Origin of the sequence: Enterobacter sp. Bisph1, assembly GCF_000814905.1 — a bacterium.
Classification (GTDB): Bacteria; Pseudomonadota; Gammaproteobacteria; order Enterobacterales; family Enterobacteriaceae; genus Kosakonia.
This window is the reverse complement of the sequence record NZ_JXAG01000047.1, coordinates 217936-228822: the sequence shown is the minus strand read 5'-3', so window position 1 is coordinate 228822 and position 10887 is coordinate 217936. Positions and strand designations below refer to the sequence as shown.

Sequence of the window (10887 nt, the reverse complement as noted above, 5' to 3'; positions counted from 1 at the left end):
CAACCGTAAGGTTGGGTTTTTTGCTTTCTGCGCCCGAAAAGAGGATGAGAACCTCCGGGGGCATGAAATTAACCCCGCCGCACAATTTCATTCGAAATATCCCTTATCGCGATTTCCCGCTGCCAGTTCCCTGTTTTGTGCACTATTCCATTGTATTTTTATATGTATGTTTAGATCTTTTTTCGCGTTGCTTATGGATAGCGGCAGCATTTTTAGCTGTGCGTTTTAACGTTCGCGGTATTAATCGCTCAGATATTCAGCAAATCGGCAGAATTTTTTCATAATATCCATGATTGTGAATCACTGATTACCGTCGCGAAATAAGGTCATTATTCTGGCTGCGCGCCAGTAGCACAAATTTCCCTGCTGAAAACAGGCGCCTGAAGTTTTTTTTAACTTTGTTTACCGATTCTCACCGTGGTTGTAAATCCTGGTTACCTGTATTGACGTTTTGACATTCTGTTGACAGATTGTAGGGCATGAGGGGCATTTCAAGGAGAATCTGCACTGCAACTCAGTCAACCTTGTGAAAGGAATCCCCATCTCTCATAACGCCTTCGGGCACAACCGACCAGACCGGGTAAAAATCTAATAAAGGTCTGTCGGATATACCCACTGCAAGGGTAACAACACATATCACATTGGAGCAGAATCAATGAGTATTTCCTTGAAGAAGTCAGGGATGCTGAAGCTCGGTCTCAGCCTGGTGGCTATGACCGTCGCGGCAAGCGTGCAGGCTAAAACCCTGGTTTATTGTTCTGAAGGCTCGCCTGAAGGCTTTAACCCACAGCTTTTCACTTCCGGTACTACGTACGATGCCAGCTCTGTGCCAATCTATAACCGCCTGGTAGAATTCAAAATCGGCACCACGGAAGTCGTTCCGGGTCTGGCAGAGAAGTGGGACGTGAGCGCCGATGGCAAAACCTACACTTTCCACCTGCGTAAAGGCGTGAAGTGGCAGGACAACAAAGATTTCAAACCGACGCGTGAATTCAATGCCGATGACGTCGTCTTCTCTTTCGATCGTCAGAAAAACGCCCAGAACCCGTACCACAAAGTTTCTGGCGGCAGCTATGAATACTTCGAAGGCATGGGTCTGCCGGACCTGATTAGCGAAGTGAAGAAAGTTGACGACCATACCGTTCAGTTCGTGCTGACTCGCCCGGAATCACCGTTCCTGGCTGACCTGGCGATGGATTTCGCCTCTATTCTCTCCAAAGAGTACGCCGACAACATGCTGAAAGCGGGCAAGCCGGAGAAAGTGGATCTTGATCCGATCGGCACCGGTCCGTTCCAGCTGCTGCAGTACCAAAAAGATTCCCGCATTCTCTACAAAGCGTTTGAAGGTTTCTGGGGCACCAAGCCGAAAATCGATCGTCTGGTCTTCTCCATCACACCGGATGCGTCCGTACGCTATGCCAAACTGCAGAAAAACGAGTGCCAGGTTATGCCGTACCCGAACCCGGCAGACATCGCGCGTATGAAGCAGGACAAGAGCATTACGCTGATGGAACAGGCGGGTCTGAACGTCGGTTACATGTCCTTCAACACCGAGAAAAAACCGTTTGATGACGTCAAAGTGCGTCAGGCGCTGACCTATGCGGTAAACAAAGAAGCGATTATCAAAGCGGTTTACCAGGGCGCGGGCGTGGCGGCGAAAAACCTGATCCCGCCAACCATGTGGGGCTATAACGACGACGTTAAAGACTACACTTACGATCCTGAGAAGGCGAAACAGCTGCTGAAAGAAGCGGGCCAGGATAAAGGCTTTACCGTTGAGCTGTGGGCAATGCCGGTACAGCGTCCTTACAACCCGAACGCACGCCGCATGGCGGAGATGATTCAGGCTGACTGGGCGAAAGTGGGCGTACAGGCCAAAATCGTCACTTATGAGTGGGGTGAATACCTGAAGCGCGCGAAAGCGGGCGAACACCAGGCGGTGATGATGGGCTGGACCGGCGACAACGGGGATCCGGATAACTTCTTCGCCACCCTGTTTAGCTGCGCGGCGGCAAAAGACGGTTCTAACTACTCTCGCTGGTGCTACAAGCCGTTTGAAGATCTGATTCAACCGGCACGCGCCACCGACGACCACAACAAGCGTATTGAACTCTACAAACAGGCTCAGGTAGTTATGCACGATCAGGCTCCGGCGCTGATTGTTGCGCACTCCACCGTTTACGAGCCAGTACGTAAAGAAGTCAAAGGCTACCTGGTGGATCCGTTAGGCAAACACCATTTCGAAAACGTGTCTGTTGAATAATAAGCACGATGCCTTTTCCCTTCCCCTGCTGTTGGGGGGAGGGAATTTACATTTGTGAGCAATACAGACGTGCCGTCGCCAGGCGTTGCGTCACTACTGAGAATACGGGTTATGTTGCAGTTCATTCTCCGACGTTTTGGGTTGGTTATCCCTACGTTTATCGGTATCACCCTTCTCACCTTTGCCTTTGTCCATATGATCCCCGGCGACCCGGTGATGATCATGGCAGGTGAGCGTGGTATCTCTCCTGAGCGTCATGCCCAGCTGCTGGCCGAGCTTGGCCTGAATAAGCCGCTGTGGCAGCAATACGTCAACTATGTCTGGGGCGTGTTGCATGGCGATTTAGGCGTCTCGCTGAAAAGCCGTCTTCCGGTGTGGGACGAGTTCGTACCGCGTTTTAAAGCCACGCTGGAACTCGGTCTCTGCGCCATGATTTTTGCGGTGGCCGTGGGTATTCCGGTCGGCGTCATGGCCGCGGTGAAGCGCGGCTCTATCTTCGATCATACCGCGGTAAGCCTCGCGTTGACCGGTTACTCCATGCCTATCTTCTGGTGGGGCATGATGCTGATTATGCTGGTCTCGGTGCAGCTTAACCTGACGCCGGTATCGGGGCGCGTCAGCGATATGGTGTTCCTTGACGACAGCAATCCGCTGACCGGTTTTATGCTGATTGATACGGCTATCTGGGGCGAAGAGGGCAACTTTATTGACGCCCTTGCGCATATGATCCTGCCAGCGATCGTACTCGGCACTATCCCGCTGGCGGTCATTGTGCGTATGACGCGCTCCTCAATGCTGGAAGTGCTGGGCGAAGATTATATTCGTACCGCGCGCGCCAAGGGGCTGACCCGCATGCGCGTTATTATCGTTCACGCGCTGCGCAACGCGATGTTGCCGGTGGTAACGGTGATCGGCTTACAGGTCGGTACGCTGCTGGCGGGAGCGATCCTGACGGAAACTATCTTCTCCTGGCCGGGCCTTGGCCGCTGGTTGATTGATGCGCTGCAACGCCGTGACTATCCGGTGGTGCAGGGCGGGGTCCTGCTGGTTGCGACGATGATTATTCTCGTTAACCTGCTGGTCGACCTGCTGTACGGCGTGGTGAACCCGCGTATTCGGCATAAGAAGTAAGGGGCCATCATGTCACAGGTTACAGAAAATAAAGTTGTCTCCGCACCGGTGCCGATGACGCCGATGCAGGAGTTTTGGCACTATTTCAAACGCAATAAAGGCGCGGTTGTTGGGCTGGCTTATGTGGTGGTGATGCTTATTATCGCCATCTTCGCCAACTTCCTCGCCCCGCATAACCCGGCGGATCAGTTCCGTGATGCGCTGCTGGCGCCGCCGGTGTGGCAGGATGGCGGCACCTGGACGCACATTCTCGGTACCGATGATGTTGGCCGCGACACCCTGTCGCGCCTGATGTTTGGTGCGCGTCTGTCGCTGCTGGTGGGCTGCCTGGTGGTGGTGCTGTCGCTGATCGCCGGGATTATCCTCGGCCTCGTGGCCGGTTACTTCGGCGGCTTTATCGATAACATTATTATGCGTGTCGTCGATATCATGCTGGCGCTGCCGAGCCTGCTGCTGGCGCTGGTGCTGGTGGCGATTTTCGGCCCCTCCATCGTCAATGCCTCGCTGGCGCTAACCTTTGTCGCCTTGCCGCACTATGTCCGTCTGACCCGCGCCGCGGTGCTGGTGGAAGTGAACCGCGATTACGTGACCGCTTCCCGCGTGGCGGGGGCAGGCGCAATGCGCCAGATGTTCGTCAATATTTTCCCAAACTGCCTTGCGCCGCTGATCGTTCAGGCGTCGCTCGGTTTCTCCAACGCCATTCTCGATATGGCCGCCCTTGGCTTTCTTGGCATGGGTGCGCAACCGCCAACGCCGGAGTGGGGCACCATGCTCTCCGACGTTTTGCAGTTCGCACAAAGTGCCTGGTGGGTTGTGACCTTCCCCGGTGTCGCGATCCTGCTGACGGTGCTGGCATTTAACCTGATGGGTGACGGCCTGCGTGATGCGCTCGACCCCAAACTGAAGCAGTAAGAGGCGCGAGATGGCGTTATTAAATATAGATAAGTTGTCGGTGCATTTCGGCGACGTAGGTTCTGAATTCCGCGCCGTAGACCGCGTGAGTTATAGCGTAAATCAGGGCGAAGTGGTCGGCATCGTCGGTGAATCCGGTTCCGGTAAATCCGTTAGTTCGCTGGCCATTATGGGGCTGATTGATTTCCCCGGCCGCGTGATGGCAGAAAAACTGGAGTTTAACGGTCAGGATCTGAAACGCATTTCGGAAAAAGAGCGTCGCAGTCTGGTCGGCTCTGAAGTGGCGATGATTTTCCAGGATCCGATGACCAGCCTGAACCCGTGCTACACGGTCGGTTTCCAGATTATGGAAGCCATTAAAGTTCATCAGGGCGGTAATAAGAAAACCCGTCGTCAGCGGGCCATTGACCTGCTGACGCAGGTGGGTATTCCCGATCCGGCGTCGCGTCTGGACGTTTACCCGCATCAGCTCTCCGGCGGTATGAGCCAACGCGTGATGATTGCGATGGCGATTGCCTGCCAGCCGAAACTGCTGATCGCCGACGAACCGACTACCGCGCTGGATGTGACAATCCAGGCGCAGATCATCGAGCTTTTGCTGGAGCTACAGCAAAGAGAGAACATGGCGCTGATCCTGATCACCCACGATCTGGCGTTAGTAGCGGAAGCGGCGCACAAAATCATTGTCATGTACGCAGGCCAGGTGGTGGAAACCGGCGAAGCGAAGGATATCTTCCGCGCGCCGCGTCATCCTTATACCCAGGCGCTGCTGCGTGCGCTGCCGGAGTTTGCTCAGGATAAAGCGCGTCTGGCGTCGCTGTCGGGCGTGGTGCCGGGCAAATATGACCGTCCGCAGGGCTGCTTGCTGAATCCGCGCTGCCCGTACGCAACGGACAAGTGCCGCGAGCAGGAACCGGATCTGAACACCGTCGATAACGGCCGTCAGTCCAAATGTCACTACCCACTCGATGACGCCGGGAGGCCGACCTATGAGCACGCATGAGGCCACTGTGCAACAGCCGCTGTTGCAGGCTATCGACTTAAAAAAATATTACCCGGTGAAGAAGGGGATGTTCGCCCCGGAACGGCTGGTAAAAGCGCTGGATGGTGTCTCATTTAACCTCGAGCGCGGTAAAACCCTGGCGGTGGTGGGCGAGTCCGGCTGTGGTAAATCCACTCTTGGTCGCCTGCTGACGATGATTGAAACCCCAACCGGCGGTGAACTTTACTACCAGGGGCAAGATCTGCTCAAGCATGACCCGCAGGCGCAGAAGCTGCGTCGGCAGAAAATCCAGATCGTTTTCCAGAACCCGTACGGTTCGCTGAACCCGCGTAAAAAAGTGGGGCAAATTCTGGAAGAGCCGCTGTATATCAACTCGTCCCTCGGTAAAGAGGCGCGTCGGGAAAAAGCGCTGGCGATGATGGCGAAAGTCGGCCTGAAAACCGAACATTACGACCGTTATCCGCATATGTTCTCCGGCGGTCAGCGCCAGCGTATCGCTATCGCCCGCGGTTTGATGCTGGACCCGGATGTGGTGATTGCCGACGAACCGGTTTCCGCCCTCGACGTTTCCGTGCGGGCGCAGGTGCTAAACCTGATGATGGATTTACAGCAGGATCTGGGGCTCTCCTACGTCTTTATCTCCCATGATTTGTCGGTGGTTGAGCATATTGCGGATGAAGTGATGGTGATGTATCTCGGCCGCTGCGTTGAGAAAGGGACCAAAGAGCAGATCTTCTCTAACCCGCGTCATCCCTATACGCAGGCGCTGCTCTCGGCCACGCCGCGCCTGAACCCGGACGATCGTCGCGAGCGCATCAAACTGACCGGCGAGCTGCCCAGCCCGCTGAATCCGCCGCCGGGCTGTGCCTTTAACGCCCGCTGCAGCCGCCGTTTCGGCCCCTGCACGCAGCTGCAGCCGCAGCTGAAAGAGTACGGCGGCCAGCTGGTTGCCTGCTTTGCCGTCGATCAGGATGAAAACGGCGAGAAACCGCACGTCTGATTCGCTCTTTCTGCCTGATGGCGCGGCGTGAATCGGGTCTATACTTTGTTATAAGCTCGGTAAACGTGGCGACATCAGGCCCGATTTGTTGCCATTTATCACCTAAAATCTTCACCCCGCGTTTAATATAATTTCCCCGGCAAAGCCCTGCCCGAAGAGAGTGAAAGAAGTGCGGAATAATAAGGGATTAGAGGAATAATTCTTTTTAAATACCGTCACGCTTTATTTCCTGTATCTGCCTCAAATATTCCTGACCCAATAATTTGTATTTAACATTTCAATCTAAATGTTTTGTTTATGGCGACATTTAAAATCGCGAATTTTCTTAAGGCATGGTTTTTATGTGGATTATTCCAGCGCGTCAGGATGTTCCTGCTTTAATATATTAGATGCAAAAAAAGATAGCACTTTCATAGACAATATTTATATATTTGCTGCAAATAAAGCGTGTGTAAGCCCCGCTAAAATATAGCATGTGAATCAAGCGAATTATCGCCGAGAATAACGTCGTATCCACGCCAAACAGCGTAGCCAAAATTCAACGTCTTTCATCGCACTTTGTCCGGACGTCCTGCTGGCGTGGGCGCTGCTAAACGCTTGGGAGCGCTGGAATCACGCCGCTTATCTCACTGCTTCCGACGCGATCACCCAGGCGGTGATAAAACACACGGTGATCAACTTTGCCGGTTACCGCGTGATGCTGCCCGGCGCGCAAGGTTTTAACCTTAACACCCAGGTGAATCTTAATCCGTCCTACTTTTCCCCGCCTGGCAGGATCCGCAAAGCGCGCTGTTAACCCCGTGGCGTAACAGGTGGCAGGGATTTAACCGCACCCGGAGCCCGGCGTGGGTGAATGTGGCGACCAACGAGACCGCACCGTACAACATGAGCGGCGGTCTGTTAGCGGTGCGGGATCTGACGATGGGCGAGGCGCGGGTGGAACCCGATATCACCGCGCAGGATGAGTACTACTCCGCCAGCCTGAAAATGCTGGTCTGGATAGCGCAGCAGCGCTAACTAAAAAGCCTCTCCCCGCCGGGGGAGAGGCCTGTCCGCTTACTGCGGGTACGGCACCCAGTCACCGCCGTTCAGGCGTACATAGGGTTTATTCTGGTACTGCAGCACCACGGCGTTAGCATTCTCAGAAACCGGCGCGGTTTGCGGCAGTTTGCTGGTTAACTGCTGCCAGTCAACACTCTCCTCGGTAAAGATTTTGCCATCCAGCACGCGGGTCACAATCTCAGAAATAGCCAGGAAGCTGCTCGGCTGGGTAATGGTGATCGGCGCGCCCTGATGCGGCGCTTTCATACCGAAGAACTTAATCGCTGTCGGCACGCTGGTTATTGACGGGCTGGGGATATCGCGCAGACCGGAGACCTGCATTTTATCCCCCTGCAGCGCCGCGCCATGTTCCGGTATCAGCACCACCATCACTTTGCGCCCGGATTTCTCGAGCTGGGTGAAGAACGCATCGAGTTCATCAAACAGTTTCTGGGCGCGTAGTTTGTAATCGGCGGTCTTACGATCGCCCGGATAGTGGTTACCGTCATGCAGCGGCAGCAGGTTGTAGTAGGTTGCGGTGCGCTGGCCCTGTTTTGCGTTTTCCGTCTCCAGCCAGCGGTTCAGCACCGCCGTATCGTCATAGATTGGCGAGCCATCAAACGAGAGCAGCACCGGCGGCAGCCCCGCCTGATTCATCAATGGCGTCTGGATACCGCCGTTGTCGCGCACTTCTTTTAAGAAACCGCCGAACTCGCCGTTATGGTCCATCATCATCTGCTGGTTAAAGCCGAGCTTTGCCAGGTTATCAAACAAGTAGCACTGGGCATTGGCCTGCTGATAAAGGTTCTTATGCGACGTCTGACCGCAGCTGGCGCGCAGCAGACGAATCGCCGCCGGGCCGCTATAAGCGGTGGCGGAATTGAAGTTCTTAAATTCGATATCAAAGTGTGACCACAGCGGGTGCGATGCCAGCCCGGCCGCTTCGACATCGGCCCAGGAGAGAGAACAGATATTAATAAACAACAGCTCGAACGGCTGGGCATCGGCCGGAAGCTGCGCCGGGAAGGTGCTCTGGCGCTTGCCTTCCGCCGCGTAGAAACTGGCCAGCCAGGCGTTGAGATTTTCGGAGGTTGGCGGTGCGGTTTGCGCCGGGATATCGCCAATTACCGGCGTATCCCCCGTCGCGGCAACCGTTGCCGCCGCCGAGCCGCCGGTGGTGGTCACGGTTGAGACGGGCTGCCCGGCAGGCCATAGCGAGAACGCCGGACCGGTGAGGGTCAGCACGTTAAGCCAGATCATTATCGCCACCACAAACACCGTGACGCGGATCCATTGCGATAAAAACATCCAGCCAATCAGCAGCACGAAAATCGCGCCAATCATCTGCCAGTTGATAAAACGCAGCACCAGATCCAGTAGGTAGTTAGCGCTAAAGCCCGCCACCTGCGAACCCTGGCTCATCATACTTTCAAGACCCGGCAGCCAGGTGTCGTGCCAGAACAGGCCAAAACCAATGGGAATGGCTATCCAGTGACGTAGACGATGCAGCTTAAGGTTTGGCAGCGGCATCAGCAAAAATGCCATAAATACCAGATTCAGCAGCGGATGAAAGTTCAGGTAGCCCGCCCACAACAGGCCGAATTTCACCAGAAAATAGAAATTCCAGCCCGACAGGCCCCGCCAGTATTGCCAGAGTGGCGAAGGCGTTGAAGTGGTCATAGTGTGATTACTCATGTTTACGGTCTGCCTTGACGAACGATTCCCGGCGCAAAACGCCGACCGGTTTTACATAGCGGGGTTTAATAAAAAGGATGCGAAACGCGCTGCGAATAGGGCGGATCCAATGGCGGACAAAGTAGCCCAGCGGGAAAAAGATCAGCGCGCAAAGCGCCACAAGCTGGAGAATATCGCTGATTGACATCATGAGGCGCGCTCCGTGGCGTCATTGAATAACCGTAACGGCTCCGGCACCCTGCGCCAGACTGCGCCGTCGTGCTCAGCGTTAATGATTTTCTTCTCTGTATGGCTGCCCGGCAGCGGTTTCGCCCATGCTTCCGGCGACAAGGTGCGCATCTGCACCAGCTCCGCGGCGATTTGATTATCTTCAAACCAGACTACGCGGTTAGAGAAAACGTCCGCCGTCGGCAGAGGGAAGATATGGTTTAGCGCCGTATCCAGATCGTTTACCCGGCAAAAAGATAAAAACAGCACCAGGCGGTTATCGCCGATGCTGATGATATCGCCGACGCGATTCGGACGACACAGCGTCAGCGCTTGTTCAACGCGGATGCCGGGCACCGGGCGCAGGGCGACCAGCACCCCTTTGCCGTCGGCGGGCAGCAGCGGGTTGTTGATCATATTGCTGACGGCGTCGCAAAACTGGTCCCACGGCTGAAAACCGCGCAGCTTCAGCGGCTGGGTCATCGAGAGCAGGGTGGCGATATCTTCCGGCACCAGGCGGTTAAACTGCTGGCCCTGCACGCTTTCGATAAGGGTCAGGCAGCGGGAAAGCGGCGCATTCCACGGAATCACCATATTTGCCCCGCAGCCTATCAGCAGGCGTTCATCCGTTGCGCGCAGGCTGGCCTGGCTTTCGCGAATAATAATTTTTAGCCCGCTGCCTCGCTGGCGGCGCAGGGTATGAACCTGACGGGCGATGGTCTCAATTTGGTTATTTTGCGTGAGGGCGAAAATCAGCGTCGCCGCCTGGCTGGAGCGCGCTTCTTCAAATAAGGCTTCGTTGGTTTTAAACAGTGTCCAGTGTTCCGACAGCGGCGGCGCGCCTTCCAGCACGGTAACATTGCTTAAAATGCGTTTCTCATCGCTGCGTGGCTGCACCGATGTCTCTTCCTGCTGTGCGAGTTGCCAGCGACCATCTTCATGATGAAGGACTAATTGCTGGCGGGCGCTAATACCTTTTTCATTACACCACCAGGCAACATCATAAAGATGCATTTCATTTCGAAAACGCAAACTCGCCAGGCCAAATAAAGAACGATATTCGCTCATCAGAATCGAGGCTTGTTTATCGTTATTGTTTCCTGGGTTAATAACCAATAAGGTGCATTTATGATATTTTGCCCAGGCCTGAGATTTTTCCAGCCATTGCTGTAAACGCGGGGTGGATATATTTTGCCAGGCATTATTTGCACACACCAGGATCAGTAAATAATTCTTAGGCTCAAACGAGCACAGCAAATCGCGGGTAAAAAAGTGTAGACTATTTTCTTGATTTGGCATGGCGAATAGCTGAATTTTTTCCGGGCCGTGATCGCGCGCTATTTTAAGATGCTCTCGCAGGTTGATTCCCATGCCGATCGCCGCCACTTTCGCGGCGCTATCCTGCGCCGCGATGGTTTGATTTATCAGGCTTAATGCGTCCTCCTCGCGATCGGTATTGACCCACCAAACGCCGCCCGCAGGCATATGACGCAATTCGTCCCATAATGACTGAATACCGATAGAAAATATGGGCTCCACGATGTCCCTCTTGATGAAAAAATGCCTGTTTCTCAGTTTACTAGCGAAAGGCGAGAAATAAACCTAACATTGAAATTAAAGAACATTCGATTTAGC

At 54.5% G+C, this 10887-nt stretch carries 9 protein-coding genes and 1 pseudogene; 7 read left to right on the top strand and 3 right to left on the bottom strand.

The features are described 5' to 3' along the window. From RW65_RS23075 to RW65_RS22455, 7 genes and pseudogenes are all read left to right on the top strand, one after another. Positions 1 to 284, top strand: a 284-nt coding sequence (locus RW65_RS23075) for a hypothetical protein (RefSeq protein ID WP_231564400.1), incomplete at its 5' end; no start/stop codon positions are given. Between the two features lie 371 nt (positions 285 to 655). Next, complete coding sequence (gene dppA, locus RW65_RS16440; protein WP_039057866.1) at positions 656 to 2263, top strand: dipeptide ABC transporter periplasmic-binding protein DppA; 1608 nt, start codon at positions 656 to 658, stop codon at positions 2261 to 2263. A gap of 111 nt (positions 2264 to 2374) precedes the next feature. After that, positions 2375 to 3394 carry a dipeptide ABC transporter permease DppB gene (gene dppB, locus RW65_RS16435; protein ID WP_039057864.1) on the top strand — a complete coding sequence of 340 codons (1020 nt, stop codon included), beginning with the start codon at positions 2375 to 2377 and terminating at the stop codon, positions 3392 to 3394. 9 nt (positions 3395 to 3403) lie between these two features. Further along, positions 3404 to 4306, top strand: a complete 903-nt coding sequence (dppC, locus tag RW65_RS16430; RefSeq protein WP_039057863.1) for a dipeptide ABC transporter permease DppC — start codon at positions 3404 to 3406, stop codon at positions 4304 to 4306. 10 nt (positions 4307 to 4316) lie between these two features. Continuing rightward, positions 4317 to 5309 carry a dipeptide ABC transporter ATP-binding protein gene (gene dppD, locus RW65_RS16425; protein ID WP_039057862.1) on the top strand — a complete coding sequence of 331 codons (993 nt, stop codon included), beginning with the start codon at positions 4317 to 4319 and terminating at the stop codon, positions 5307 to 5309. Next, positions 5296 to 6309: a dipeptide ABC transporter ATP-binding subunit DppF gene (gene dppF / locus RW65_RS16420; protein ID WP_039057861.1), complete on the top strand. Its 1014-nt coding sequence runs from the start codon at positions 5296 to 5298 to the stop codon at positions 6307 to 6309. The genes dppD and dppF overlap by 14 nt, the downstream gene beginning before the upstream one ends. Before the next feature lie 565 nt (positions 6310 to 6874). After that, positions 6875 to 7326, top strand: a pseudogene (locus tag RW65_RS22455) (glycosyl hydrolase family 8); the annotation flags it as partial. A gap of 39 nt (positions 7327 to 7365) precedes the next feature. Here the strand turns inward: RW65_RS22455 and bcsG are convergent. Genes bcsG through bcsE form a run of 3 tightly spaced genes read right to left on the bottom strand, consistent with a single transcriptional unit; the run spans position 7366 to position 10791 of the window. Further along, positions 7366 to 9045 carry a cellulose biosynthesis protein BcsG gene (bcsG, locus tag RW65_RS16410; RefSeq protein ID WP_039057860.1) on the bottom strand — a complete coding sequence of 560 codons (1680 nt, stop codon included), beginning with the start codon at positions 9043 to 9045 and terminating at the stop codon, positions 7366 to 7368. Beyond that, positions 9038 to 9235, bottom strand: a complete 198-nt coding sequence (gene bcsF / locus RW65_RS16405; RefSeq protein WP_039057859.1) for a cellulose biosynthesis protein BcsF — start codon at positions 9233 to 9235, stop codon at positions 9038 to 9040. Before bcsF ends, bcsG begins: the two co-directional genes overlap by 8 nt. Further along, a complete protein-coding gene (bcsE, locus tag RW65_RS16400) occupies positions 9232 to 10791 on the bottom strand; it encodes a cellulose biosynthesis c-di-GMP-binding protein BcsE (protein WP_039057858.1) in 1560 nt (519 codons plus the stop codon). The genes bcsF and bcsE overlap by 4 nt, the downstream gene beginning before the upstream one ends. Positions 10792 to 10887 lie beyond the last annotated feature (96 nt).

Coding starts and splice junctions, on each gene's coding strand:
- dppA (WP_039057866.1), top strand. CDS start 656: ATGAGTATTTCCTTGAAGAAGTCAGGGATGCTGAAGCTCGGTCTCAGC.
- dppB (WP_039057864.1), top strand. CDS start 2,375: ATGTTGCAGTTCATTCTCCGACGTTTTGGGTTGGTTATCCCTACGTTT.
- dppC (WP_039057863.1), top strand. CDS start 3,404: ATGTCACAGGTTACAGAAAATAAAGTTGTCTCCGCACCGGTGCCGATG.
- dppD (WP_039057862.1), top strand. CDS start 4,317: ATGGCGTTATTAAATATAGATAAGTTGTCGGTGCATTTCGGCGACGTA.
- dppF (WP_039057861.1), top strand. CDS start 5,296: ATGAGCACGCATGAGGCCACTGTGCAACAGCCGCTGTTGCAGGCTATC.
- bcsG (WP_039057860.1), bottom strand. CDS start 9,045: ATGAGTAATCACACTATGACCACTTCAACGCCTTCGCCACTCTGGCAA.
- bcsF (WP_039057859.1), bottom strand. CDS start 9,235: ATGATGTCAATCAGCGATATTCTCCAGCTTGTGGCGCTTTGCGCGCTG.